34 protein-coding genes and 1 pseudogene are annotated in these 21,581 nt (G+C 63.4%); 17 read left to right on the top strand and 18 right to left on the bottom strand.

Going from position 1 to position 21,581, the window contains the following annotated elements:
- Positions 1-319 precede the first annotated feature (319 nt).
- From NDI85_RS19805 to NDI85_RS19760, 10 genes are read right to left on the bottom strand one after another with little or no spacing between them, the layout of a single operon-like run.
- A complete protein-coding gene (locus tag NDI85_RS19805) occupies positions 320-595 on the bottom strand; it encodes a hypothetical protein (protein ID WP_310916745.1) in 276 nt (91 codons plus the stop codon).
- Positions 592-900 (bottom strand): hypothetical protein, encoded by a 309-nt coding sequence (locus tag NDI85_RS19800; RefSeq protein WP_310916744.1) that lies wholly within the window; start codon positions 898-900, stop codon positions 592-594. The genes NDI85_RS19805 and NDI85_RS19800 overlap by 4 nt, the downstream gene beginning before the upstream one ends.
- Positions 893-1,057: a ribbon-helix-helix protein, CopG family gene (locus tag NDI85_RS19795; RefSeq protein WP_310916743.1), complete on the bottom strand. Its 165-nt coding sequence runs from the start codon at positions 1,055-1,057 to the stop codon at positions 893-895. The genes NDI85_RS19800 and NDI85_RS19795 overlap by 8 nt, the downstream gene beginning before the upstream one ends.
- The gene (locus NDI85_RS19790) at positions 1,057-1,305 is read right to left on the bottom strand and encodes a hypothetical protein (RefSeq protein ID WP_310916742.1); all 249 of its coding nucleotides are present in this window, start codon (positions 1,303-1,305) and stop codon (positions 1,057-1,059) included. Before NDI85_RS19790 ends, NDI85_RS19795 begins: the two co-directional genes overlap by 1 nt.
- Positions 1,302-1,763: a hypothetical protein gene (locus NDI85_RS19785; RefSeq protein WP_310916741.1), complete on the bottom strand. Its 462-nt coding sequence runs from the start codon at positions 1,761-1,763 to the stop codon at positions 1,302-1,304. Before NDI85_RS19785 ends, NDI85_RS19790 begins: the two co-directional genes overlap by 4 nt.
- The gene (locus NDI85_RS19780; protein ID WP_310916740.1) at positions 1,763-2,113 is read right to left on the bottom strand and encodes a hypothetical protein; all 351 of its coding nucleotides are present in this window, start codon (positions 2,111-2,113) and stop codon (positions 1,763-1,765) included. Before NDI85_RS19780 ends, NDI85_RS19785 begins: the two co-directional genes overlap by 1 nt.
- Positions 2,110-2,238 carry a hypothetical protein gene (locus tag NDI85_RS19775; RefSeq protein ID WP_310916739.1) on the bottom strand — a complete coding sequence of 43 codons (129 nt, stop codon included), beginning with the start codon at positions 2,236-2,238 and terminating at the stop codon, positions 2,110-2,112. Before NDI85_RS19775 ends, NDI85_RS19780 begins: the two co-directional genes overlap by 4 nt.
- Positions 2,235-2,447, bottom strand: a complete 213-nt coding sequence (locus tag NDI85_RS19770) for a hypothetical protein (protein WP_310916738.1) — start codon at positions 2,445-2,447, stop codon at positions 2,235-2,237. Before NDI85_RS19770 ends, NDI85_RS19775 begins: the two co-directional genes overlap by 4 nt.
- Complete coding sequence (locus tag NDI85_RS19765) at positions 2,444-2,653, bottom strand: hypothetical protein (protein ID WP_310916737.1); 210 nt, start codon at positions 2,651-2,653, stop codon at positions 2,444-2,446. The genes NDI85_RS19770 and NDI85_RS19765 overlap by 4 nt, the downstream gene beginning before the upstream one ends.
- Positions 2,650-3,054: a hypothetical protein gene (locus NDI85_RS19760; RefSeq protein ID WP_310916736.1), complete on the bottom strand. Its 405-nt coding sequence runs from the start codon at positions 3,052-3,054 to the stop codon at positions 2,650-2,652. Before NDI85_RS19760 ends, NDI85_RS19765 begins: the two co-directional genes overlap by 4 nt.
- Before the next feature lie 344 nt (positions 3,055-3,398).
- Here NDI85_RS19760 and NDI85_RS19755 point away from each other — a divergent pair, with 344 nt between their 5' ends.
- Positions 3,399-3,692, top strand: coding sequence for a hypothetical protein (locus NDI85_RS19755; protein WP_310916735.1), 294 nt, complete (start codon positions 3,399-3,401; stop codon positions 3,690-3,692).
- On the opposite strand, the gene NDI85_RS19750 is transcribed toward NDI85_RS19755, so the two are convergent.
- The gene (locus NDI85_RS19750; protein WP_310916734.1) at positions 3,689-3,940 is read right to left on the bottom strand and encodes a type II toxin-antitoxin system RelE/ParE family toxin; all 252 of its coding nucleotides are present in this window, start codon (positions 3,938-3,940) and stop codon (positions 3,689-3,691) included. The genes NDI85_RS19755 and NDI85_RS19750 overlap by 4 nt on opposite strands.
- A 6-nt stretch (positions 3,941-3,946) precedes the next feature.
- Complete coding sequence (locus NDI85_RS19745) at positions 3,947-4,318, bottom strand: helix-turn-helix domain-containing protein (RefSeq protein ID WP_310916733.1); 372 nt, start codon at positions 4,316-4,318, stop codon at positions 3,947-3,949.
- A 264-nt stretch (positions 4,319-4,582) separates the two neighbouring features.
- On the opposite strand from NDI85_RS19745, the gene NDI85_RS19740 reads away from it, so the two are divergent.
- Complete coding sequence (locus NDI85_RS19740) at positions 4,583-4,834, top strand: hypothetical protein (protein ID WP_310916732.1); 252 nt, start codon at positions 4,583-4,585, stop codon at positions 4,832-4,834.
- A gap of 145 nt (positions 4,835-4,979) precedes the next feature.
- On the opposite strand, the gene NDI85_RS19735 is transcribed toward NDI85_RS19740, so the two are convergent.
- Positions 4,980-5,228, bottom strand: a complete 249-nt coding sequence (locus NDI85_RS19735; RefSeq protein ID WP_310916731.1) for a hypothetical protein — start codon at positions 5,226-5,228, stop codon at positions 4,980-4,982.
- Positions 5,229-5,353: 125 nt separating this feature from the next.
- Here NDI85_RS19735 and NDI85_RS19730 point away from each other — a divergent pair, with 125 nt between their 5' ends.
- Complete coding sequence (locus NDI85_RS19730) at positions 5,354-5,746, top strand: hypothetical protein (RefSeq protein WP_310916730.1); 393 nt, start codon at positions 5,354-5,356, stop codon at positions 5,744-5,746.
- Here NDI85_RS19730 and NDI85_RS19725 read toward each other — a convergent pair whose 3' ends face one another.
- Complete coding sequence (locus tag NDI85_RS19725; protein ID WP_310916729.1) at positions 5,747-5,911, bottom strand: hypothetical protein; 165 nt, start codon at positions 5,909-5,911, stop codon at positions 5,747-5,749.
- A 108-nt stretch (positions 5,912-6,019) separates the two neighbouring features.
- Positions 6,020-7,084, bottom strand: a complete 1,065-nt coding sequence (locus tag NDI85_RS19720; RefSeq protein WP_310916728.1) for an AAA family ATPase — start codon at positions 7,082-7,084, stop codon at positions 6,020-6,022.
- Positions 7,085-7,408: 324 nt separating this feature from the next.
- Here NDI85_RS19720 and NDI85_RS19715 point away from each other — a divergent pair, with 324 nt between their 5' ends.
- The 3 genes from NDI85_RS19715 to NDI85_RS19705 all read left to right on the top strand — a co-directional run bounded on the left by NDI85_RS19715 (position 7,409) and on the right by NDI85_RS19705 (position 8,525).
- Entirely contained in the window at positions 7,409-7,726 is a 318-nt protein-coding gene (locus NDI85_RS19715) for a hypothetical protein (RefSeq protein ID WP_310916727.1), read from the top strand.
- Entirely contained in the window at positions 7,723-7,971 is a 249-nt protein-coding gene (locus tag NDI85_RS19710; RefSeq protein ID WP_310916726.1) for a hypothetical protein, read from the top strand. The genes NDI85_RS19715 and NDI85_RS19710 overlap by 4 nt, the downstream gene beginning before the upstream one ends.
- An 89-nt stretch (positions 7,972-8,060) precedes the next feature.
- Complete coding sequence (locus NDI85_RS19705; protein ID WP_310916725.1) at positions 8,061-8,525, top strand: hypothetical protein; 465 nt, start codon at positions 8,061-8,063, stop codon at positions 8,523-8,525.
- 21 nt (positions 8,526-8,546) lie between these two features.
- Here the strand turns inward: NDI85_RS19705 and NDI85_RS19700 are convergent, their stop codons facing one another.
- The 3 genes from NDI85_RS19700 to NDI85_RS19690 all read right to left on the bottom strand — a co-directional run bounded on the left by NDI85_RS19700 (position 8,547) and on the right by NDI85_RS19690 (position 10,586).
- Complete coding sequence (locus NDI85_RS19700; RefSeq protein ID WP_310916724.1) at positions 8,547-9,071, bottom strand: type IV pilin N-terminal domain-containing protein; 525 nt, start codon at positions 9,069-9,071, stop codon at positions 8,547-8,549.
- Positions 9,072-9,218: 147 nt separating this feature from the next.
- Complete coding sequence (locus tag NDI85_RS19695) at positions 9,219-10,031, bottom strand: hypothetical protein (RefSeq protein ID WP_310916723.1); 813 nt, start codon at positions 10,029-10,031, stop codon at positions 9,219-9,221.
- 39 nt (positions 10,032-10,070) lie between these two features.
- Positions 10,071-10,586 carry a type IV pilin N-terminal domain-containing protein gene (locus tag NDI85_RS19690; protein WP_310916722.1) on the bottom strand — a complete coding sequence of 172 codons (516 nt, stop codon included), beginning with the start codon at positions 10,584-10,586 and terminating at the stop codon, positions 10,071-10,073.
- Between the two features lie 219 nt (positions 10,587-10,805).
- Here NDI85_RS19690 and NDI85_RS19685 point away from each other — a divergent pair, with 219 nt between their 5' ends.
- The 11 genes and pseudogenes from NDI85_RS19685 to NDI85_RS19640 all read left to right on the top strand — a co-directional run bounded on the left by NDI85_RS19685 (position 10,806) and on the right by NDI85_RS19640 (position 21,424).
- The gene (locus NDI85_RS19685) at positions 10,806-11,018 is read left to right on the top strand and encodes a hypothetical protein (RefSeq protein WP_310916721.1); all 213 of its coding nucleotides are present in this window, start codon (positions 10,806-10,808) and stop codon (positions 11,016-11,018) included.
- Between the two features lie 248 nt (positions 11,019-11,266).
- A complete protein-coding gene (locus NDI85_RS19680; RefSeq protein WP_310916720.1) occupies positions 11,267-11,947 on the top strand; it encodes a hypothetical protein in 681 nt (226 codons plus the stop codon).
- A 12-nt stretch (positions 11,948-11,959) separates the two neighbouring features.
- Positions 11,960-12,943, top strand: a pseudogene (locus NDI85_RS22405) (PQQ-binding-like beta-propeller repeat protein); the annotation flags it as partial.
- Between the two features lie 6 nt (positions 12,944-12,949).
- Complete coding sequence (locus NDI85_RS19675) at positions 12,950-15,454, top strand: hypothetical protein (RefSeq protein WP_310916719.1); 2,505 nt, start codon at positions 12,950-12,952, stop codon at positions 15,452-15,454.
- 6 nt (positions 15,455-15,460) lie between these two features.
- Entirely contained in the window at positions 15,461-17,014 is a 1,554-nt protein-coding gene (locus NDI85_RS19670) for a S8 family serine peptidase (RefSeq protein ID WP_310916718.1), read from the top strand.
- Positions 17,011-17,745, top strand: coding sequence for a hypothetical protein (locus NDI85_RS19665; protein ID WP_310916717.1), 735 nt, complete (start codon positions 17,011-17,013; stop codon positions 17,743-17,745). The genes NDI85_RS19670 and NDI85_RS19665 overlap by 4 nt, the downstream gene beginning before the upstream one ends.
- Positions 17,745-17,873 carry a twin-arginine translocase TatA/TatE family subunit gene (locus tag NDI85_RS19660; RefSeq protein WP_310916716.1) on the top strand — a complete coding sequence of 43 codons (129 nt, stop codon included), beginning with the start codon at positions 17,745-17,747 and terminating at the stop codon, positions 17,871-17,873. The genes NDI85_RS19665 and NDI85_RS19660 overlap by 1 nt, the downstream gene beginning before the upstream one ends.
- Positions 17,866-18,903: a twin-arginine translocation signal domain-containing protein gene (locus tag NDI85_RS19655; protein ID WP_310916715.1), complete on the top strand. Its 1,038-nt coding sequence runs from the start codon at positions 17,866-17,868 to the stop codon at positions 18,901-18,903. The genes NDI85_RS19660 and NDI85_RS19655 overlap by 8 nt, the downstream gene beginning before the upstream one ends.
- Positions 18,904-18,905: 2 nt before the next feature.
- The gene (locus NDI85_RS19650; protein WP_310916714.1) at positions 18,906-20,030 is read left to right on the top strand and encodes a hypothetical protein; all 1,125 of its coding nucleotides are present in this window, start codon (positions 18,906-18,908) and stop codon (positions 20,028-20,030) included.
- Positions 20,027-20,260, top strand: coding sequence for a hypothetical protein (locus NDI85_RS19645; RefSeq protein WP_310916713.1), 234 nt, complete (start codon positions 20,027-20,029; stop codon positions 20,258-20,260). The genes NDI85_RS19650 and NDI85_RS19645 overlap by 4 nt, the downstream gene beginning before the upstream one ends.
- A 117-nt stretch (positions 20,261-20,377) precedes the next feature.
- Positions 20,378-21,424, top strand: coding sequence for a hypothetical protein (locus NDI85_RS19640; protein WP_310916712.1), 1,047 nt, complete (start codon positions 20,378-20,380; stop codon positions 21,422-21,424).
- Positions 21,425-21,581 lie beyond the last annotated feature (157 nt).

Genomic DNA, 21,581 nt, shown 5'->3' with positions numbered 1-21,581 from the left:
TTAGGACAGCGAGAGAAACCAGAGACACCTGACCTTCTCCGGTTCCGAACCCGCTGAGCCGTCGGTGTCGGCTTTCGCCGACGCGTGAATCCTTCCTCTGCGTGTGGTTTTGCTGCATATAACTTAAGGCTACTCGTGCGTCTGACGCGCTGGGCGCGTCGCAAACCTTCGGTAGCTTGAGGGTCGTCGCGTCTGTATGTAGTCATGCGTAGTGTTCGAACTGCGCACAGCGAACGGGGCCTTCCTCCTGCCAGAGATTCCGTCCCCGCTCGCTGCTTACTGACCGTTCCGGAATCGAACCGGAATGCCACCAGTCGGTCTACTTCTCGCCGCCAGCGATGGTGTTGCGGATGCCGGTCGCTTGCTTCCCGCGGACGACCTCGACCCGAGCGACCGAGACGTTGACCTCGGTGTCCGACCCCTCGACTGTCACGCGTGCGGGCGCGTCGTACTCGTCGTACTCGGCACGCTCGCGAACGATGCCGAGCATGGTCTCGCCGTTCTCGCGCGTGACCTCAACAGCGTCGTCGACGTCGGCGACCTCCTCGCTGGGTTCCGGGCGCTTCGTCGGCGCGCCCTGGCTAGCTTTACTCACGCCTGCCCACCTCGCAGATCGTCGGCGGACATCGCTTTGAGCAGCCCGGCCGTCGTCTGCTGGCGGTAGGGATACTCCAGCCCGTAGACCTCGGCCCACTTTCGAACTTCCTTAGGGCTACAGCCGAGCGCGTCGGCAGCAGCACTGGCAGTGTCGTGGCGGCTGATCACCTCGGCAAGTCGGTCCCGGTCGCGATGGGGGTACTGTCGAAGCGCGCGCTCGTTGATGAGCCGGAACGGGTCCCACTCGAAGACATCGGACTCTCGAACCTGTTGTCGCAGCTCGTCAAGCGCGGGCTCACTCATCGTCGCCCTCCAGCAACTCCCCGAGCGCCTCACGATGCACTTCGGACTTGTTGGGGTACTCGCCGGCCTCGACCAGCGCCTCGGCCTCCTCGGCCATCCACTCGGGGACGCGCACGGTGATGCGCTCGGTCGCCGCGGTGTCGAAGCGACCGACCATCAGTCACTCCCTCCTGCGACGACCGTCATCTCGGCCGGTGCCGGGTAGTCGGTCGTGCCGGCCGGGGGCTGTTGCCCGTCCCACTCGTCGAGGGGCCGCACACGCTCGCTGTGCTGACACTCGCCGATGACGTGGTGGCGAACGCTCTGGGTATGGCAGAGATGCATCGTCATGCGGAGTTCGCCGACGGTCCAGCCGTCGCGGGCGAGCAACCGCATCGCCCGACACTCGCGTTCAGAGACCGTCATCGGCTTGCCTCCTGCCCGACGACTTCGGCCTCGACGGACTGGACGGGCTCGAACGCGATACAGACGAACGCCGTCGCGGCGTCGACGCCGGCCTCGGGGTAGTAGCCACGCATCACGCTGAGGAACTCCCCGAACGAGCCGTAACTGACGTGGCCGTCGGCGGCGTTCGCTATGAGGTACGCATCTGCCGCGCTAGTGGGCTGGACGTCGGTGACGGTCACCGGCACGGGGTCGTCGTCGGTGATGAGCTCAAGCCGGTCGCCCGCCGAGAGGTCGGCCCACTCGTCGGCGAGTCGGATGGTCAGGTCGGTGAATCCGCGGCGCAGCGGGACCGAACAGCCGGCGTAACGCATCTCTCGGGCGCCGCCATCGGTGCGAATCTCTGGGTCCTCGTCGTCGTCGAAGACCTCGCGTTCGAGGCGGTCGAGCCGTTCGTCGAGGTCGTCGTGGGCTGCCATCAGTCAGCACCTCCTGGGACGAACCCGCGTCCACTTGACTCGGGGGCCTCGTCACACCGACCGACGTGTTGGGGCCAGTAGTTGAGGCCGCGCCAACTCCCACAGTGCGGACAGGGTCGCTTGCCGAGCGTCTCGGTCAGGGTCTGCTGGACGCCGACGGGACTCGGCATACGTCGCGCGTGTGCGCTCGAAGTCTCTCCCGGCGTGGGCACCGCGACGCCGAACCAGTCGAGCGTCTCCTGGTCGAGTGCGTCGGCTTCGTCAGTGGTCTCGAACTCTCGGTCGGACTCCGGCTCCGGCAGGTCGATGCCGAAGTGGCCGAGCGACGCCGTGTCTGGCTGGACGCTCATAGTGCCCCCCACTGGACGAGGAGCCAGCCGGCGACGACGGCGGCGCCCATCAGCAACGCGAACGCGGCGAGCAAGACCAGCCCGGTGTGTGAGCGAGAGTGGTCGGGTTCGATGACGGAGCTCATCGGGCGCGAACACCCCCCACGTACGGGCGCGTGCCAGTGTGGATGGTCACGAACAGGACGAGTGCGAACACGAGCGCGCCGAGGGTGGTGCCGAGGCCAACGGCGGCGTCGACGGGGTTGCCCAGCAGCAATTGGGTCGCAGCGTAGCCGACGCCGGGCGCGAGATACAGCAGCGTCGCGTACGTGCCGAAGGCGAGCGTGCCGTTCATCGGCAGTCCTCCAGACCGAGGACGAGGTCGCTGGTCAGCCACGCACCCTCGGCGTAGCCACGCGAGTGTGGCTGGTAGAGGATGAGCTTCCCATTTCGGCCCTCGGTCGTCTTGTAGTCGTTCTGGTTCCATTCGGTCGGTGGTCGCTGTTTCGCGTGCTCGGTCGCGCGTTGTTCGTCGAGGTGCTGGTCGATGTCGGTGCTCATCGCTGGCCCTCCGCGGTCTCGTGGAGTTCCTCGACGAGATGCGCACCGGCGTCGATGTCCTCGGCGGGCGCGACGGTCTTCGCGCGGTCGTCGTAGTGGATGAGCCCGCAGTCGTCGAGCTTTTCGAGGTGGCCTTGGGTCAGCGCGATGTAGACGCGGTTGCGCTCGGTGCTCGTGACGAGCTCCGGGGGCTTGCCGTTCTCGACGCCGGCGATGGTCGTCGCAAGCGTGTCGGCGTCGGCCGCGCCCTCGTCGGCGAGCGTCCGGAGGACGATGCGCCGGCGCTGGTTCGCGACGGCGGTCGCGAGGTCGTCGGCGGAGGCGGCCGGCTGGGTCGGCGTCGGGTCGGCGTCGGCGGTGGTGTCGTCGCCGGTGACCCGGGAGATGATGGCGCCGAACATTAGCGCCCTCCTAAGGCCGGATTAGCCGGCCTAACCTGTGGTTGACTAGCGAAACGTTCGGTCGCTTTTTGGTGGTTCGGGTTGTTTGCTTGCATGGGTTCATGCCCATCGCGGCGTCCGCGTGGTCGCGCGGGCGTCGCAGACACATTCTGCGAGCCAGATGACGCCGCGACAGTCACTTCTGAAATTATGTCCCGTACTCTTATAGCTTTGGGACGTGATGTTCCATACAGGAGGAACATTATGAACGCATTAAGAAACTCAAAGTCCCATTTGGGCGGGGTATGGCGTAGTTTCAAACTATCCGCGTTTGAAAGCCGGGCCATATGTCCCCGGTATTCGGCATGAAGGAGACAGACCACTCGATTTTGGAGGTGCTGTCTCAGGCATCTATCCCGGTCCAAAGGGGGACGATTCTTTGGTACATCAACAACAGCGAGGAACTCCCCGACACATCGAAGACGACTTTCTACAGACGTATTGACCGGTTGGTGTATGCGGGATTGGTTGACGAGATTGACGAGCGATTCTTTGCACTCAGTGACCTCGGAAAACGGTATCTGTCTGAAGACCTCACATCGGACGAGCAGATGGACATCTCCGAACGGCTGAAGGAAGGCCCGCCCGACGACGACTAACGGTCGTAGAACTTGTCGCGATGACCGATCCGGATAATTCGCAAATGCCCGGCGTCTTTGTCCCACTCTACAGTTGCCCGATAGTCCCCGGCGCGGAGTTTGTAGTAGTCTGCCCCTCTGTAGTATTCCAGAAAGTGCTCTGGAAAGTCGCTGACGCGGTTGATGCGTTTCAGGACTTGCTCTTGAACGTCGGCGTCGGCTTGCTGAAGCCACTCCTCGGCGTCGTCCGATAACTCGACTGTCGCCATTGTCTCTCAGTTCAACTCGACGTCGAGGTCGTCGGCAACATCTTCGAGCGGGGTAAACTCGCCTTCCTCGGCGATACGGTCGGACTCGGCAGCTATCTCGTCGGCGAGGCGCGGCCCGACGAGCGCTGTCCAGCCCTTGGCGCGAGCGCCGAACGTCTTGCTCGCCACTATTCCGTCTGATTCCATTTCGCCGAGTCGACGACGGACGGTCTCGGAACTCACGGCGATATCGAAGTGCTCGGCGAGCGCGTCGGTAATCTCTCCCGCGGTCAGCATCGGCTCGTCTGGACTTGTCTCGTAGTCGAATGCTTTGAGGATGTCTTGCTCGGTCAGTTTCGAGCCAAACGTCCCATCGTCGTCGTGAACTTTGTTGCTCATACCGCACTATATCCGGCCGATTCGAATAAGCGTTTTGCACGTACCATATGACACCAATCAATGGTTTTATATCCGTGTGGCACGTGGCATATGGCACGGAAGACCGGTCCCTCGGGGCGTTCTGAGAGGCAGAATGCCCGCGTGTTAGAGGCACGCGGGCCGGGCTTCCGTGGAGAAACCCACTATGAACGACCAACCGACTTCGGAAAAACGTACCGTCCCGTATGGCGCGACGACGCTCGCCGTCGACCGGGAGGCGGCGGCATGAGCTGTACCGTCGAGGACCGCGACCGCGTCGAGCGTGCCGCCCGCGCGCTTCGAGATACCGTCCCGACCGCACAGATCGACACGACGCCGCCGACGAAGAGCCAGTACGACGACTGGACGCTCGATGCCGTCCTCGTCGATACCGAGGGCGTGCCGCCGACCGTGCTGCGCGAACTCGCGCTCGCCGACCTGACGCTGCGGCCGACACCCTCGCAGGCCGGCCACCAGCACGTCGTCGCGACTGCGTAACGCTTCGCTGCCGATACCCCGACCGTTTTTGCCTCTTTGCCTGTTTGCTAAGCATGGGTTGCGTGCATCTCTCCCCAGAGTGACTTTGCCGCGACCCCGCGCTGCGGGCCTGTCCTAAGCAGGCCCGCACTACGGCGCGAGTGAGCTACACGATCCGACCAACTACTTCGTCGATGAACTCTGGCGTCGAGAGGTCCGCCAACGTCCCGCCGTCCCACGACATGACGACCTCGTAACTACCGTCGGGCTGGACGTCGAGCCGCCAGCGTCGGTCGTCGCCGTCGCCGTCGACCGCGACCTCGAACCGCGCCCCATCGTCGTCGAGCGCGCCGACGTGCTCGATAGCGAGGTCGGTCCCGTCGAAGGCCGTCATCTGGTGTTGCTGTGTCGCCATACAGTGTGACCTATCCGTCGGATTGGACTTCAACCCCCCTAGCATCACCGCGAGATTGACTAAACCATGTCATAATCCAGCGACCCTATCCCTTTTACAATCGGACGCCGAACCCCTGAATATCCGTGGGCGAGACAGAGTACCAGAAGCCGGTCGATCTGCCGTTCGTTCGACTGCGGTTCTACATGGTGGCCGACCGGGGTGTTCCGGAACAGTTCCTCATCCAGTTGGAGTACAACCGGGCGATGGTTGACTTGGGGCCGGATAGATGGGGACCGATTGCCCGCTTCGATCACAACCCTGCGGCCGAAGACGGCCACGACGTCGCGAGCGAGGGCCTGCATCTCGATCTGCTGGATATCGACGGCGACAAGCATACCGTCAGGCGTGGCTTCCCGTTCAAACCCCTCCAGCAGTGCCCGGAGTACTGTGAGCGGTATCTGGTCAAAAAGTCAAGCCAGTTGGTCAGAGAGTACGAACGTCGGGCTGGCATCGGCGCCGGCTACGAAACGTTGTGACTACCACTCGTCCTCAGGGACGGTCTCTAACTCGTCGGGGTCGGGGAACTCCGCGTCGTCATCCACTTCGAACTCTTCTTTCGGGTGCCCCGTCATCTCTGCTAACACAGCTGAGACTGGCTCTTGCCGCATGTCGAGGTCGTCGTCGTGGTCGTACTGGGGCATGGTCTGTGGTGTAAGCTTGTACGCCAACTGGCGTACACGCGCTTGGTTTACCAGTATAGTCGACAGCACTAATCAGTATCGGCTACATAACGCCCCTGTTGTAAAGCCTCAGACCTCGATGGAGGCAGGTAGGGCTATATCTAACTCCGACTTGACGTCACTGTCGGCTGCCAGATACTCGCCGTGCCGGTTCTCCCCGCCCGTGTAGGTGACGAGGTCGTACTCCCGGAGCTTGCGGAGTTTGGCCCGGCGCGTACTCTGGTTCACGGGCGTCAGCTCCTCACCCTCGTAAACGGTGTCGGCGACGGCGGTGTAGCGGTCGTGCAACGCGCTTGACGACAGTCCGTCGCTCCGCCGAATCAGTTCGTACAGAATGTGATGATGCAACCCCAGCGAAGCGAGATTGTTCTCCAACATCCACCGGTTCGCCAGCGCCGCCGACTGGTCGACGTCCGGGGGCTGGATGGTCTCGTGGCGCCGTCGCTCGGCGAGGGCCGCCGACGCGTGCAACCGAAAGATACCGGTCCGGGCGACCCCACCAGCGATGTCCGCCAGCCGTTCGAGCGTGTCCCGGTCGACGGCGCCGTACTCCAACCCTTCCCGAGCGCGAGCGTACAGGATGTCGGCCAACTCTTCAGTCCCGTACTTATCGAGGCCGATTTCCTGCCCGGTCAGCCGGTGGCGGACGTCGCCGCTCACCCGCGAGAGCCACCGCGCACGTTCGTGGCAGACGATAACCACCGAGAGCTTCGGCACTTCGCAGAGTCGGTCGAGAGCATTCTGTTCGGGCAGATCGTCGGCCTCGTCGAGCACGACGATAACCGGCTCGTCGACGCGCTCGCGCAGCGTCAGGTCGAGGTCCTCTTTGGGCATCGTCGGGTAGGGGTCCTCGCCGGGGAGTTGACACAGGACCTCTCGGAGGATACCGGCGGTACTCAGACCGAGACAGCCGACGTGGGCACTGTCGACGTCGGCCTCGTGCTGGATGCGCTGGAGGCCATGGCGCGCCAGTAGCGTCTTCCCGACACCCTGCGGGCCGAACAGCATGACGTCGGCGGCCGTGTCGCCACTCGCCGCGGGTTCCCACGCACGCAACAGTTCGGAGAGCTTCCCCTCCCGATGTTTCAGCGTCGCGAAGTGGTCGTCCTTGAACACGGACGGGTCCGTAATCATATGTCGTAGGTGGTACGTACCTGAGAATAAACATCAGCCACCCGGAGTGAAAGTGAAAGTGGTCGGCGGTGGAGTGGCTAACCAACACTCGCCCCGAACCACCCCGTTCTGTTGGTTAGCTCTGACGGCGCTAACTACATCGAGCTTCTGATACGTCGACGCCACAAATCGCACCCCGGGGTACCCAAAGAGCGTATTACAGATTTCCGATACTACTAAGTGGCTGGCGTCTGTTGAATAGAGTACGAACTACTCGTTTTGCCGACCGAATGAATGGTTGGCCGGGTGTTGTCGCACCCGACCGAGTGGTTCTGGAGAGAACCAATGCAAGCTACGAAGCCGACTAGCAAAAAGCGTATCGACAGAGACACCGACCACCCGCAAGAACGCCGCGCCCGCGAACTCGTCCGCGGCGCGTGGTTCATCGGCGTCGACGGCTGTGAGGCCGCCCACTTCTGGAGTCCCGTCGAGCAGACCGTCGTGGTCATCGAGGACGACGCTGCCGAGACGGTCGCGCTCGCCGACACGCCCTTTTCGATACTCGCCGACTGGGTCGCCTACACTGACGAAGAGCGCGGCTGGGAGTTCCACCGCGTCGGCGGGTCGCTACTCACTGACCTCCGCCGAGGGCTCGACCGATGACGTGTGCTGTCGAGCAGCGACGCCGCGTGCGACGCGCGGCCCGGGCGATCCGCGACGCCGTTCCCACGGAGGCCGTCGACGTCGTTGCGCCCACGGCGAGCGAGTTCGACAGCTGGACGCTCGAAGCCGTCGTCGCGAGCGAGGGTGTGCCGCCCGAGGTCTCCCGGGAGCTGGCACTCGCCGGGCTGACGCTTCGGCCGCGGCCGGCACAGGGGCCGTTCACGGTCGTGGTGGCGACGGTCTAACCAACACGCGGTGCTTTTCGGGCGGGTTTGTTGGTTAGTGGGTGCGAACTGTCGCTACACTTTTCCTGCCAGTTGCCGTCCAGATGCGTATGTCCGCCCGCACCGCCAGTGTCCTCGACGCCGTCCCGACCGAGCGCATCGAACGCCACGCGCCGACGGTCGAACGATGGGTCGCGGTCGCCACGGTCCTGCTGTATGGCATCGGCGACGTCGTCACGACGTATGTCTCAGAACAACTCGGTGGCTACGAGTCCAACCAGTTGGTGTGGGGCCTGCTGCACGAGTATGGTGCTCTGTCGCTCATTGGACACAAACTTGTGGCTTTTGCTGTCCTTGCCGTCGCGTGCCTTGCTATCACTGCCCTCAGCCGACTGACTGATGGCCTGCCACCCGAGTATCGTCTCCTCGCTCTTGCACCGAAACCATACGAGTTCCGGGTGGCTCACCTATCGATGTACAAGCAAGAACTTCGGATAGTGTTACTCTCGCTCTACGCTGGCCGCGGGCTCGTGCTAACTGTCTCGAACGCTACCGTGATCTACCAACTGCTGTAAAAAACGAAAACGGGGCGGCGATTACGCGTCGGGGCCGGACCACTCAGCGAGCGTGGAACTGCTGTCGCCGGATGCCGCAGTGTAGACAACCTTGACATCTGCCTCTGAGAGGTCGAGATTGTTGGTCAACGCGGTACCAGAACCGTCGTGGAAGTCGTCGGCATTGAGCTTATCGCTCGTACCAGCAGTCACCTCTGCCGTGTAGAGATCGCCGTCGCCGGATGCCGCTGCGCCAAAGACGACACCACTTGAAGTACCTGCGTAGTCGTTGTCGAGCGCGCCACTAACTGTGGCATTGAGGCGTGCACCATCGATGGTGTCCCCACCGTCGTGCGTAATTGAAAGCACGTCATGACCTGACGTATCTTGCGTATAATCGAACGAGAAACTCGCCTGCGGTGTCGATTTCGTCGCCGTGTCACCCAACCCGAGCACGAAGCTCGCGATGACGGCCGCGAGGATGACAGTAATCGCGACCATGAGTATCACGCCTATGACAGGCGAGACTGCGTCGTCGTCGTGGAACAGTTCTTTTAGGTCCATCATATACGACTCATAGGCTATCGTATTTTGTAATAAATGGCTGCTACTGTTTGGTAGCAAACTGGCATTCAAGCCGGCCTTGTAGCGGTTTCAGGAGCCACCTGAACTGCATGTCCACCAGTATCAGATTCAGATAATCGCCAGTGAAACTCACAGAGGTGGCTTGTGAAGACGATTCGCGGCTGACTCGGTCAATCGGTACGATTCGGCGTCACCGCGAACGGCACCGCCGTCAACGAGCGACTCGAACAACGCACGAACTTCGGCTCGATATGCGGGGTGCCGCTCCTCGGCTAACTGGAGCGGTGTCGTCGGACGCTCGTCTCTCGCCGTCGCTCTGTTTACAACGTATGTCCGTGCAAACACGAGTCGGATAGGCTCCGGTGCGACGGTGAGGAAGCTGGGCAGACTGAGTGCCCGCTCTCGTGTCTTCGGCCCAAGCGGGGCCCCGAGTGCCACCAGCAACCGACCTAATACGCTCGCATCCGCCGCTGGCACCAGCTCTGTGGCACGGTTCTCTGCGTCGTTCCGATAGACTGTCGACCCAGTGCCCATCGTTTCGAGCGCGACCTCGACGAATCCCTGTGTGCGTGGTGTGACTGCGAACGCGGGCCGATACGCGTCGTTGATGCTGCCGCCACTGAATACCCATGCGACCAGCACTGTCAGATGCCGGCCGAACGTCGATTCCCACTCGAGGTCGAACCAGTCGTTTGCGTCGGCCGTGTGGATACCACGGACGACGTCGGGCCGCCCGTCACTGTCGACCCATGCACGAATCCGGCTGCGCGGAAGATCGAGCGCGGAGGCGACGGCGGCCGACCCCTTTCGCGGATGGTCGGCAGCGTACTCCTGCACCCGCTGATACTGTTCGACCAGCTCCCACGAGGAGAGTTCGCTCGCAGAGTCGTAGGTGTCGGCGAATTCGCGGATAAGCGCTTCACGGTCGGTTGGGTCGACCATCGATGCTGTCTAAGCTGAAAAACCGTAAAAATGAGGTGGTTAGGCGTCCGGACCGTTCCACTGACCGAGCGTGGCGGAGGATTTGCCATCTTCTCCGCTGTAGATAACGCGCACTTCCGCCGAGGAGAGGTCAACTTCCTGGTCGTCGGCGGCGACTGCGTTGTCTACAGTAGTACTCACGCCATCCTTGCTCAGCGTGGAGTTATCGAGGGTATCTGAGACACCAGCTGTGACATCACCAGTGAACATATCGGCACCGACGATGATATCCTGAGCGCTGGCGTTTGCAGTCACTGCACCAGAGGCGGTGACGTTCAGATTACCGCCGTCTATCGTATCTCCACCATCGTGAGTTATCTGTAGCGCATCTGAGTCCGCATCTTGGTAGTCAAATGAGAAACTTGCCTGTGGCGCCGTGTTACTGACACTGTCACCGAGGCCGAGCACGAAGGTCGCAATCACGGCCGCGAGAATCACAGTTATCGCGACCATAAGTATCACGCCTATGACAGGCGACACAGCGTCGTCGTCGTTGAGTAGTTCTTGCAGTTTCATTGGTGTTACCCGCCGAAACGAGGGAAACACACAAGTTGTCACACGGACAACTCCCAGTTGCACCGGGTGGGCGTGCCCCACTCGTTTTCGGCAGTGTACCTAATTGAGTAACTGTAGGTACGTAAAAACAATGCTCCGATTACAAACTCTGAGAAAACCTCGATATCGGTAGTGGCAACTCCCGTATTCTTTTCTTAACTGGGCCGAAAACGGACGGGTATGGATGATAGCGAGTCCGTCCGGCTACGGGCAGATGTAGCCAGCGAAACCTACGACGAGATTGCACAAAAAGCTCCCGTCCCAGCCCGCGCCGGGAAGACGCACTTGATGCACCACATCATACAGGAATGGCTGGAGTACAAGCGCCACGGCATCATGCTGTCGGATTCTGACACAGACACTCGCATCTCGACGGATACTGACGGCGACTGATTAACGGACGTTTACCGTCGCCACACGACGGATAGTGACGTATACTGTCGTAAGGTATATGCTAGTGGCGACTGTCATAAACAAGTAACAGGCCATCGGCGTGGAAGAACGCGAGGATGCCGGCATCGGCTGACAGGCCGGGCTGGACCCAGTGGGGGTAACGCATCACTCGAACCGGAACGACCGGCGACTCGCCGTGGTCATGTGGGGTGTAGCTCTCCCCCTCACAGATTCATCTCTCACCAGCCATGCCAGCCAACTATTCACCACCCGAGAGTAGCGATGCCGCCGAATCGGCGTGGGCGCCGGCCGATGACGCCCATCCACGCGGCCGCGACCTCGGCTATCCCGAACCGCCTGGTGCCGACCGTGAGCCACACGAGGAAGACCTGAACGCCACGTCTCCCCGCCGAGACGATTGGTGGGGCGAGCCCGAGGTCGAGACGGCCGCGAGCGAACACAACGAGCAGGGAACCGAGTGGGGCGACGACGAGCGCATCGACGACAAGGCTCGCCATACGACGTTCCAGATTCTGCGCGACGTCGCGCCGAAGCTCTCGGGCGCGTCCATCGACGACCCGGCCCGAGTGCCGACCGAGCTGACCGAGCCATGTGTCTATCCCCACGGCGAGGGGAACCGAACCCACCTTCGGCAAGCGCGCATCGACGAGGACGGCGGCGAGATTTCCGGCGGCGAGTCGACCGGCGTGCGGCTGGGTGACGTCGGGCCTGACACGTTCTGGAACGCCGTCGAGTTGCTGATGGGCTACTGGGTGGAGAACGCAAAGGTGCCGTTCGACGAGGACGACACGGAATCGCTGATGGATGACGCCAAATCGATGCGGGCGGATGAAAAGAAGAGCGACGCTGAGACCATCGAACGACTGGCGAAGACGGCGCTGACGCCAGACGGCGAGGAACAAGACTGAGGCACTCCATTCATGCACTTTTCACGTACACAATTCCGAGCGATAGCCTTCGCTGCGCTCCTCGTCATCGCCGGTCCGGCCGTGTTCGTCAGCGACCTCCCGGGCGGCGTCGGCGACCACTCTGGGACGGCTCAGGCTGCATCGAACGACAATATCGTCTATACTGCCTCGTTCGATGGCTCGATTGTTGCCCTGAATACTACCGATGGGTCTATCGTCTGGGAAAAAACGCCGTATTCCGCAGCCTACAGTCTTAGGCTGGGTCCAAACGAAAATCTGGTCTACACTGGTGGTGACGATGGCGTTGTCAAAGCTCTCGACGCCGATACGGGCGCGACCGTCTGGTCGACAACGGTCGAAACGGGTGGGTCCGACTACCCCAAGGGGTTCGATGTCGCGCCTGACAACTCGTCAGTTGTCCTCGGCCTCCCGTCGGGTTATATCTACGCCCTCGACACCGCTAATGGGTCAACGCAGTGGTCCAATTCAGCGAATGACGGCTTCTCACAGTATGCGGTTTCCGTGGGGCCGAACTCTGAGACTGTCTACACCGGCGGGGATAACAATCAGGTCCGTGCGCTGTCTATGGCGGACGGATCAAATCAGTGGACGACGAGCCGGTCGAACAAAATCAAATCGGTGTACGTCGATAGCGGTGTCGTGTATGCCGGAACGGCCGCTCCACAGCTCGCGGCACTGTCAGCAGACGACGGAGCCGAACAGTGGACGTACACCCCATCGTCAACCCCGAACGGCCTCATAACCTCTCCGACTGAGGATACGATTTATATTGGGGGTGGGGGAGGAGATGTGGAAGCGCTAAATCTGAATGACAGAACTACGAAATGGACGTTTACTGGCCATTCAGCGAAAGTCAAGGGTCTGAGCACATCTGCCGACGGAAACTATGTCTTCTCTGGCAGTGAGGATAACACGGCACGGGCAATCGACGCATCAGATGGTTCTCAACTCTGGTCGCAAACTGGGTATGCAGATTGGGTGATGGATGTTTCCGGGGGCGGAGAGGTCAGATCGTCTGCGGCGCAAGCCGACCTCTCCGTCACCGTCGAAACGCAGGACGACGGCAACCCGGTCCCGAACGCGACCTACCGCGTCATCGAGGTCAACCGTTCGGCATTCACGGGCACCCAGCAAGAAATCGACAACAAAATCAACGACCTCGAAGACCGGCTCCGTGAGGTCGAACCGGACCGTTACAACAGCGACGTCCAAATCACGGGCGCCACGGGCGAACTCCAGAACGCCGACGGCACAGTCGCACTCGTCCACACGCGTGACGACTGGAACATCGCCGGCTCCGACGAAAGCACGTTCCTCAACACGCCGACGCTCGGCAATCCCGGCGTCGACCATCCGGCCGACGAAACACTCATCATCAGCATCTGGGACCCCGAACAGGAGGGCTTGGTCGAACTCGGCCCGGTCAATCGCCAGCTGTACGGCAAGAACGTGCCGGGGAACGTCACCGTTCACCATCTCGGCCCCGACGACTCCGTCGTCGACACGTACACGGCCGAGACCCAGACCATCGGCACCGACGCGCTCGGGAACGAATACTACGGCGTCCGCATCAACCCACAACCGGGCTTCTACGTCATCGAGACCGACGACGGCCCGCCTATCACCCACGTCGTCGGCGACTACGGGGACATCACGGGCGCGTGGCGACAAAACCTCAAAACGAAGATAGGCGCACTGAGCAACCGCTCGCAGTACATCGACGACCTCCAGACCGACAAGAAACTCGTTGGCACGACTGGCGTCACCGACGAGAACGGCTCGTTCTCCGTCTCACCGGGCGCGAATACGGAACGCGTTGGCCTCATCGCCTACAAGGCGCCCAATGGCATCTCCACGGACCCGCAGAACCTCACGGAAGAAGACGTGCGCGTGTACTTCAACGACACTGGCTACAACGGCTCGGTCTACGTCTCGACGCGACCGAAGTTCGCCGACGCCGATGCGAACAACACGACCGTCGAAGTCCGTGAGGTCCCGGCGCCGCCGTACGCCTCACTCTCGCGCGTGCAGGAGGCGAAAAACTGGCTGGATAACTACCTCGAAAACCACACGTACGCTGAGGCCGCGTCGGCCGTCATCGCCCGGCTGCGCACCCTCGACAACGAGAAGGTCAAAGACTACTACCGCAGTCAGATCGACGTGCTGCTGGAAAACGCCGAAGCCGAACAGCAGGCCAAAGAGTACGTCGCCGACGAGACCGGGCAGGACCCGGCGAACGTCAACATCAACATCGACCCGTCGAACGCGACGAACGAAGAACTCATCACGCGACTGGAGGCGACCGAACAGGCACTGCAAGAACTGGAGTCACAGATCGAGAGCACTGAGGGCACACAGGAGATCACGAACGAGACACTGTCGGCGTCCCGGCAGTTCGACGCCGACCTCTCGCCGGAGAACGTGCAACTGTTCATCCGCTACGCGAACGGCAGCACGGACGTACTCTCGCCGGATAGCGAGTACGTCACCATCGACTCGTCACTGACCGGCGGCGACACGGTCCGCATCGAGGACTACCCGGTCGGCGATACGGCGGCGACGAGCATCCAGTGGCGCGTCGTCACCAGCGAGGGGAAATCCGAAGCGACGGACCGCGTCACCAACCCGGCCTTCAGCGGTGACATCCCGCGGCTGGACGCCATCGACGTCTCGACGCTGAACCCCGGACCCGACGAGTCCGTGACGCTGAACGTCCGGCCGGCGAAGGCCGCACAGTTCGGCAGCGTCCAGAACGTCACGGTCTACGACGCACAGGGAACGAAACTCAACACGACGCTCGTCGACGACGACACCGCTCGCTTCACGACGAACGGCGCGGGCGTCCATCACGCACGCGTGACGTACACAAACGGCGGGGGCGACCAGTTCGTGACCGCCATCCGCCTCGAAGCCGGTGACACCTCCCGAGAGATGCCCGCCGGCATCCGGATGCAGCAGTCGCCGGTCGGCAGCTACGCCGTGACTGGCGAAGCGTTCGAGAGCGGCCGCGTGGAGGTGCAGAACGGCGGCGGGACGATCAACGTCATGGGACAAGTCCCGAGTGGCGGCGACGTGCCCGGCACGGTCCACGTCTACACGCACGGCATCTCCAGAGCGCCCGATGCGACCACCAACATCGCCGTCGTCCGCGGCGACAGCGAGAAAGCCGTCAACAAGAATGTCCGTGTCCAGCTCCACACCGAGTCGATGGCTGACTCGACACTGGTCTACCGCGAGGCCGGCGACGAGAGTGACCCGCTGCCGACGAGCGAGACCGCGAAGGGCCTGACCATCAAGCGGGACACGAACGCGACGGTCAAAACCTACACCGGCGACAACGGCCGTGTCGGCGTCCGGACGGTCAGCAATCCCAGCCCGGTCCAGCGAGCGACGTACTGGGTGCAGGTGCGAATCGGCGACTTGCCGAACCTCGCGGCGCTGCCGTTCACCGTCCAACCGCCACAGGTCGTCCCACTTCTCGGGTGATTCTCCATGCTACGCACACAATCCATCACGGCCGGAGTCGCATCGCTACTCGTCGTCGTCGCCATGCTGTCGGTGCCCGCCGCGGCCAGTGACACGCAGGTGACCGGCGGCATCGACGGTACGCCCGAGTGGGTCGTCCACGTCACCGACGGCGGGCTCGATACGCTGGAGTCGTGGGCCAACAGCAGCGACGACCGCCGCGTTCTCCGGATGCACAACGCGAGCAACACGGCGACCATCCGGGCACCGCCGTCGGCCGTCGGGGCCGGCACACTTGACCGGCTCCTCGGCGCGACGCTGACCGAGCGCTCGTACGTGACGGCACTCCACCCGTCCTACCAGCACAACTACGCCGACCCGGTCCGGCTGGAGAACCAGAGCGCCATCGAAGCCCCGAGTCGCACGACGCGTGTGTTCGCTGGCGCCTCCTCGCCGGGTAGCGAGTGGTCGCCGTCGGGCATCGCGTACGCCGAGGATGCCAACCGCTCGACGCTGGCCGACGTGCGCGACGTAACCGGCGCCGACAACGTCTCGGCGACGGGCACCGGCCAGACCATCGCCGTCATCGACAGCGGCGTGAACACCGCCAACGGCCGCGTGTTCGGGAACGGCACGTCTGGTTCTCAGACGCGCATCCTGAACGCCTCGAAGGACTTCATCAGCAACGAGACGGTCAAAGCCGACGGCCTCGACGCCGTCGAAGACCCAGGGACGAACCACGGAACGTGGGTCGCGGCGGCCGCTGCTGCGAACCACTCCGACAGCCGATTCGACGGCATGGCGCCTTCGGCCGATATCCTCGCGTTGCGCACACTCGACTCGGAGGGACAGGGCAGTACCTCGGATATTGCCACGGCGGTCCGGTACGCGGCCGACAACGGCGCCGACACCATCGTCATGTCGCTCGGGTCGCCCGTGTACGACCAGGAGCTGACGAGCGCGCTGGAGTACGCCGTCGAGCACAACGTCTCGGCTATCGCCATCGCCGCCGGGAACTCCCGCCAGACGGTTCGGTGGGTCGCTTCGCCGGCCGACGCCCCGGTCGACGGTGTGACGACGGTCGCGGCGACGAACACTACTGCGAACGCGACTGCCGGGTCGGCGTACTTCTCCCAGATCGGCCCGGACCCCGGAACGAGTGACCTCTCGGGCGGGAAGACGGCCGGCGAAGACATCAGCGTCGCCGCGCCGGGCATGAACGTCGTCGCGAAGGTCCCGACGAGTAGCGGGTCGGTGGTCAACTCGACGAAGAGCGGCACCAGCATGGCGGCACCCGTCGTCGCTGGTGGTGCGACCGCCGCACTCTCGACCAATCCGTCGTGGGCCGGCGACGCGGTGGCGTTCGACGCTGCGGTGACCGACAGTGCCCGACCGATGCCACAGGCCGCACAGGCCGAGGTCGGCGGCGGACTGTTCGCGGCTGACCGACTCGTCAACAACGAGACGACTGGCAGTCAGGCCGATGCGATGACCGAGGAGGCCGAGGCCCGGAGCGAGTTCTGGGCCGGGGTCTCGGAGACCGGGCAAGCAATCCCGGGCTGGGGGCTGGTGTCCGGATGAAACGGCGAGAGTTCCTCGAAGGCGCCGCCGTCACAGCGAAGACGGCTACCGCTGTCGGGGCACTCGGCGCGGTCGCGGCGACGGCCGCAGCGTCGCACATGGACGAACCGGGCGAGAACATCAGCCTCACGTTCGACGAGGGCGCGCTGACGACGTATCGGCCACGGCTCGTCATGTCGACCGAGGCCCGCGAGAAGCACCTCGGCACGTACGGCTGGTACGCCACCTCGGCGGACTACGACACCGACGTGGCCGTGTTCTGGAACCGCTATTCCAATCAAGAGGGCTGGATCGGCCCGGACTCGCACTTTGGCGACACGGAGCCTGTACAAATCGAAATCGACAGCGAGACGGGCGAAGTAACGCGTGTGCGCGCATCGGTGTACCACTGGATGAAGGGCGAAGTCACGGCCGCCAACGCGCCGCTGTACGAGGAGACACATGCCCACCTCGCCGTCGTGGACCCGCACCACCAGCACCGGGCCGCACAGCCGGCCGAGGATGGGTTCTTTCCCGACATCAAGGACCTTACTGAGCACTACCCGCGATGGCTGGACAACGACCTCGAAGAGGACGTCCGCGTTGGCTCGTCGACGGTGCCGTGGCGGATGCAGAACTGGGACCACTGGTGGCAGACCGGTGCCGGCGGGTTCTCCAAAGACGCGCTGCTGGTGCAAGCGCTTCGGACTGCCGGGTTCGACACTGAGGGCCAACTCCGGGTGAGTGACTAATGGGACCGACAGAAGCCGCCATCGTCCTCGCCCTGTTCGTGTTGCTGTTCGGCTACAAACGGCTCCCGAACCTCGGCCGGAACCTCGGCGAGGCATATCGGGAACTCCGGAGTGAGACCGATGACTGAGACACCAACCGACGACCAGACGCCTGCGCTGGCGTTCGAGGGCACGTACGCCTACGACACGCCCGAGGCCGGCACGGTCGCCCTGACTGGCCGGACACAGTGTCCGGGAGCCGTCGGGCTGACGACCAACGGCATCGCCGTTGGCCCGGTCGAAATCTCGCCGTACCCGTCGTCGACGGCGGTCATCCGCGACCTCAGTTACGGCGCCGAGGATGGCGGCTTCTTCGGCGGCTGGGGCGAGGACAGCGACGAGACCGACGGCGAAGACGATTCGTTCTTCTCCGGACTCGCGACGGCGCTGGGCATCACCGGGGCCGGCGGGTCGCTGGCGGCTGACCGCGACGCCGAGAGCCCGGACACGTCCCGGCGGGACTTCATCCGCGCACTGGGGGCTGGCGCTGGACTGGCCGTCGTCGGCGGCGAGGTCGCCGACCGCGTTGCCGCCCAGACCGACACGGTCTCGGTCGCCAACTTCGAGTTGCAGTTCCCGGCTGGCGTGAGCGCCCGCATCCGGGACCTCGGGCCGGGCTACCTCCCGACGGATGGCTTGTACTACGTCCTCATCGACGGCATGGACTACGCTGAGACACAGGGCGGGACCGAGCAACAGGCCGACATCCCACCGGACCCGCGGGATACGTTCCGTGACGTGGAGATAGCGACCGACGCCGGCTCTATCCTCGCTGGCGCGAAAGCCACTCTCGGCAAGAAGGCACTGGACTACGAGTTCACGCTCTCCGACTCTCCGACGGCCGTCTCACAGGGCACGCTCCTGACGCTGTCGGACCACCCGCTACTGGTCGCCGCAACACTCCGGTCGGGCCCGGACGCGACGACGCTCGACATCGGCGACGAGGCGGTCCCCCATCAGAACGAAGCCGACGACGCGCCGGAGGGGTACTACTACGTCCACGAGGGCGCGGTCGTCTACCGCGTCGGCCCGGACCCACCGAGTGACACGGCGGCGGCGTTCACGATTTATGCAGGCAAGCTCGGCGAGACGACCAACGACATCGCACAACAGTACTAACCATGGCAGACCGACAATTCGGCCCCTACGACCTCGATAACGACGAGTTTCTCTCGGGCGAGGCCACAGACCTGTTGGGCAAGTTCAACTTCCCCGACGATACGTTCCAGTTCGGCAAGGAGGTTGCACAGCCCGCCATCGACGACCTGAGCGACTTCAAGGTCGACACGGAGGCGAACCTCCCGGCCGACCCCAGCACCGACAGTATCGCCGTCGTCTACGATATCGACGAGATACAACGGTACGACGGCAACGCGTGGCAGACAGTCGCGAACGTCTCCTCCGGCGGGGCCTCGGTCTCCGACGACGGCAGTGTCGTCGTCGACGGCCCGTCGGACGTCGACTACACGACGGCGCTGTCGGCGGCCGACGACGGCGACGGCACTGCCAGCATCGCCGTCGAGCAAGAGGCCATCGAGGACTGGGTCGCCGGCCTGCTGTCCGGGCAGGGCAACATCTCGCTGACCTACGACGACGCCAACGACCAGTTGCTCGTCGACACGAGCGCACTCAACGAGGAACAGGTCGAGGATGCCGTGGCCGGCCTTGTCTCGTCGTCGGGCAATCTGGCGTGGTCCTACGACGACGCCAACAACACGCTGACGGTCTCACTGTCGGGGCCGATAGAGGGCGTCCAGATCGGGACGAGCGCGAACCGCAGTCCGGCGTATTTCAACACGGCCGACGCCAGCAAACTCGCTGTCGAAAACTCCGAACTCGCATCTGCCGGGTCTCGCATCTCGCTCGCCCAGTTCCATCCACAGGGCCAGCGCGCATTCAGCACCACCAGCACCACCTACACGTCGAGTGTCAACCAGTTCGAGCCCCAGCCGACGTGGGACTTGCTCGGACCATCGAACGCGACGACGAGCGTCTACTGGGCCGTCTATGTCGGCGTCGGCTCTGGCGAGACAGTCGATATCCGACTCTTCAACGCCGACGACAATGAGACGATTGTCGAGCGGACTGGGATAACGTCCTCGGGCTGGCGGGCGATTGGGCCAACAGATTACCGGCCGCAATCGGATAGCCGACGTATCGGCATCCGGGCCGAGATTCGCACCGACCCGGGCAGTAACAGCAGCACCTTGACTGCACCCCAGATGAACATCGGACTCGAACTATGACGTGGTACTTCAGCCCCTCGAACGGCAGTCTGGACATCTACGACCACACCGGCGCGCTCGTCGCCGACGGGCGGTACTACTCCGGTGGCTGGACTGGCGACGCGCCGGACGAGGTCTACACCGTGATGCAAAACGAGGCTGTGGATGCGTACAAGGCCGGCAACACGGAGCGAGCGCTTCGCATCCTCGCTCAGGGCGCGTTTAACGATATCGAGGAGGGGACACCGTGACCCCACGCTATCAGGCCGGAGGCATCCCCCCGCCCCGAGGACCGCCACCCCCAGTGGTCCCACCGCCGTCCGGGACCACACCCAGCGCATCGCCTTCTGACTAACCCCTTCTCAACAATGAAACGCAACACGCTCATAGCCGTTGGACTCGCGCTCGCCGTGCTCGTCGCGACGCCGACCGTCGTCATGGCGACGGCGCCGTCGCTCGACACCGAAACGACGGACACGGCCGGCACGACAGAGATCGACGGCACGTACACGCAGACGTACAACGAATCGACGCACAGTTTCCTCAACACCTCGCAGGACAGCAACCAGACCGCCACGGAACTCCGACAGGGCGACCGCCTGCTGGCGAACTACTCGCTGAACGACAGCGCCAACGTGCAGCACGTCTCCACGGCGAGCGGGACGTACTACCACAGCACGGAACTCGCCGACGACGGGTCGGATTACCCCGGCCTCGAAGCCGACGCCGGTGAGTCCGTCACGCTGGAGGCCCGGTCCATCAACCTCGCCGACTCGCCGCACACGACGACGAACGCGTCCTACACGTTCGACGTCGGCCCCAACACGTCGTTCGTCTACTACAACGACAGCGAGACCGAGACGGCAGAAATCTCGACGTGGTCTGTCTCTGGGCTCGCTGCGTCGCTGTCGAGTGTCAACGTCTTCAGCGACGACAGTAACGACTCCGAGGCTGGGCCCGCTCGCGTCGAGCAGGAAATCGGCGTCAACGGTGACTCGCAGGACGAGATTATCGTCACCGTCGCCAACAGCGACGCCCAGGACTCGATGGCCGCGGTCTACGACGCCTCGGATACGTCCGGCGGCGTCGCCTACCTCGGTACGGCGATGGTGAACGGCGAGGTCGTGCCCATGATGGCCGAAGGCGCTGACGCCCCGGACTGGGTCGACACGTCCGAGGACGCCTACATGACCATCGAAGAGGACGGACAGACGGCGACGGTCCACAACGCCGGTGCGGTGATGGACAGCGACGACACGACGGCAACCGTCGAAATCACGGCCAACGAAAAGATGGACTTCGGAGACGCCCAGTCCATGTACAAGGCCTACGACTACGACGGCAGCGTGTGGTACGCGGCATTCTCCAACGGCGAGTACTTCGGCGGGAATCCGGACTACGAAGCCGTCGCGTAACCACGTCGTCTCACATCGCTTTTCTTTGCCCGTGCTGGCAGCAGCGGCCGGAGTCATCCCCTGGCGGCTCTCGTGTGTTCAATTCCACGAGCGGGCGTGGCCCGCAAGGGCCAGCCACCGACGGGTCGCGGGCCCCAGTCCGCGACCGTTGCTGGCG

Source organism: Haloarcula sp. S1AR25-4 (assembly GCF_031624555.1).
In the GTDB taxonomy this organism is placed as follows: Archaea; Halobacteriota; Halobacteria; order Halobacteriales; family Haloarculaceae; genus Haloarcula; species Haloarcula pellucida.
The sequence above is the reverse complement of the archived record's forward strand: the minus strand, read 5'-3'. Positions and strand labels throughout refer to the sequence as shown.

What these genes read in the sequence shown, in the direction of transcription:
- NDI85_RS19800 (WP_310916744.1), bottom strand. Translation starts at nt 900, where the DNA reads ATGAGTGAGCCCGCGCTTGACGAGCTGCGACAACAGGTTCGAGAGTCC.
- NDI85_RS19795 (WP_310916743.1), bottom strand. Translation starts at nt 1,057, where the DNA reads ATGGTCGGTCGCTTCGACACCGCGGCGACCGAGCGCATCACCGTGCGC.
- NDI85_RS19790 (WP_310916742.1), bottom strand. Translation starts at nt 1,305, where the DNA reads ATGACGGTCTCTGAACGCGAGTGTCGGGCGATGCGGTTGCTCGCCCGC.
- NDI85_RS19785 (WP_310916741.1), bottom strand. Translation starts at nt 1,763, where the DNA reads ATGGCAGCCCACGACGACCTCGACGAACGGCTCGACCGCCTCGAACGC.
- NDI85_RS19780 (WP_310916740.1), bottom strand. Translation starts at nt 2,113, where the DNA reads ATGAGCGTCCAGCCAGACACGGCGTCGCTCGGCCACTTCGGCATCGAC.
- NDI85_RS19775 (WP_310916739.1), bottom strand. Translation starts at nt 2,238, where the DNA reads ATGAGCTCCGTCATCGAACCCGACCACTCTCGCTCACACACCGGGCTG.
- NDI85_RS19770 (WP_310916738.1), bottom strand. Translation starts at nt 2,447, where the DNA reads ATGAACGGCACGCTCGCCTTCGGCACGTACGCGACGCTGCTGTATCTC.
- NDI85_RS19765 (WP_310916737.1), bottom strand. Translation starts at nt 2,653, where the DNA reads ATGAGCACCGACATCGACCAGCACCTCGACGAACAACGCGCGACCGAG.
- NDI85_RS19760 (WP_310916736.1), bottom strand. Translation starts at nt 3,054, where the DNA reads ATGTTCGGCGCCATCATCTCCCGGGTCACCGGCGACGACACCACCGCC.
- NDI85_RS19755 (WP_310916735.1), top strand. Translation starts at nt 3,399, where the DNA reads ATGAAGGAGACAGACCACTCGATTTTGGAGGTGCTGTCTCAGGCATCT.
- NDI85_RS19750 (WP_310916734.1), bottom strand. Translation starts at nt 3,940, where the DNA reads ATGGCGACAGTCGAGTTATCGGACGACGCCGAGGAGTGGCTTCAGCAA.
- NDI85_RS19745 (WP_310916733.1), bottom strand. Translation starts at nt 4,318, where the DNA reads ATGAGCAACAAAGTTCACGACGACGATGGGACGTTTGGCTCGAAACTG.
- NDI85_RS19740 (WP_310916732.1), top strand. Translation starts at nt 4,583, where the DNA reads ATGAGCTGTACCGTCGAGGACCGCGACCGCGTCGAGCGTGCCGCCCGC.
- NDI85_RS19735 (WP_310916731.1), bottom strand. Translation starts at nt 5,228, where the DNA reads ATGGCGACACAGCAACACCAGATGACGGCCTTCGACGGGACCGACCTC.
- NDI85_RS19725 (WP_310916729.1), bottom strand. Translation starts at nt 5,911, where the DNA reads ATGCCCCAGTACGACCACGACGACGACCTCGACATGCGGCAAGAGCCA.
- NDI85_RS19720 (WP_310916728.1), bottom strand. Translation starts at nt 7,084, where the DNA reads ATGATTACGGACCCGTCCGTGTTCAAGGACGACCACTTCGCGACGCTG.
- NDI85_RS19715 (WP_310916727.1), top strand. Translation starts at nt 7,409, where the DNA reads ATGCAAGCTACGAAGCCGACTAGCAAAAAGCGTATCGACAGAGACACC.
- NDI85_RS19710 (WP_310916726.1), top strand. Translation starts at nt 7,723, where the DNA reads ATGACGTGTGCTGTCGAGCAGCGACGCCGCGTGCGACGCGCGGCCCGG.
- NDI85_RS19705 (WP_310916725.1), top strand. Translation starts at nt 8,061, where the DNA reads ATGTCCGCCCGCACCGCCAGTGTCCTCGACGCCGTCCCGACCGAGCGC.
- NDI85_RS19700 (WP_310916724.1), bottom strand. Translation starts at nt 9,071, where the DNA reads ATGATGGACCTAAAAGAACTGTTCCACGACGACGACGCAGTCTCGCCT.
- NDI85_RS19695 (WP_310916723.1), bottom strand. Translation starts at nt 10,031, where the DNA reads ATGGTCGACCCAACCGACCGTGAAGCGCTTATCCGCGAATTCGCCGAC.
- NDI85_RS19690 (WP_310916722.1), bottom strand. Translation starts at nt 10,586, where the DNA reads ATGAAACTGCAAGAACTACTCAACGACGACGACGCTGTGTCGCCTGTC.
- NDI85_RS19685 (WP_310916721.1), top strand. Translation starts at nt 10,806, where the DNA reads ATGGATGATAGCGAGTCCGTCCGGCTACGGGCAGATGTAGCCAGCGAA.
- NDI85_RS19680 (WP_310916720.1), top strand. Translation starts at nt 11,267, where the DNA reads ATGCCAGCCAACTATTCACCACCCGAGAGTAGCGATGCCGCCGAATCG.
- NDI85_RS19675 (WP_310916719.1), top strand. Translation starts at nt 12,950, where the DNA reads ATGGATGTTTCCGGGGGCGGAGAGGTCAGATCGTCTGCGGCGCAAGCC.
- NDI85_RS19670 (WP_310916718.1), top strand. Translation starts at nt 15,461, where the DNA reads ATGCTACGCACACAATCCATCACGGCCGGAGTCGCATCGCTACTCGTC.
- NDI85_RS19665 (WP_310916717.1), top strand. Translation starts at nt 17,011, where the DNA reads ATGAAACGGCGAGAGTTCCTCGAAGGCGCCGCCGTCACAGCGAAGACG.
- NDI85_RS19660 (WP_310916716.1), top strand. Translation starts at nt 17,745, where the DNA reads ATGGGACCGACAGAAGCCGCCATCGTCCTCGCCCTGTTCGTGTTGCTG.
- NDI85_RS19655 (WP_310916715.1), top strand. Translation starts at nt 17,866, where the DNA reads ATGACTGAGACACCAACCGACGACCAGACGCCTGCGCTGGCGTTCGAG.
- NDI85_RS19650 (WP_310916714.1), top strand. Translation starts at nt 18,906, where the DNA reads ATGGCAGACCGACAATTCGGCCCCTACGACCTCGATAACGACGAGTTT.
- NDI85_RS19645 (WP_310916713.1), top strand. Translation starts at nt 20,027, where the DNA reads ATGACGTGGTACTTCAGCCCCTCGAACGGCAGTCTGGACATCTACGAC.
- NDI85_RS19640 (WP_310916712.1), top strand. Translation starts at nt 20,378, where the DNA reads ATGAAACGCAACACGCTCATAGCCGTTGGACTCGCGCTCGCCGTGCTC.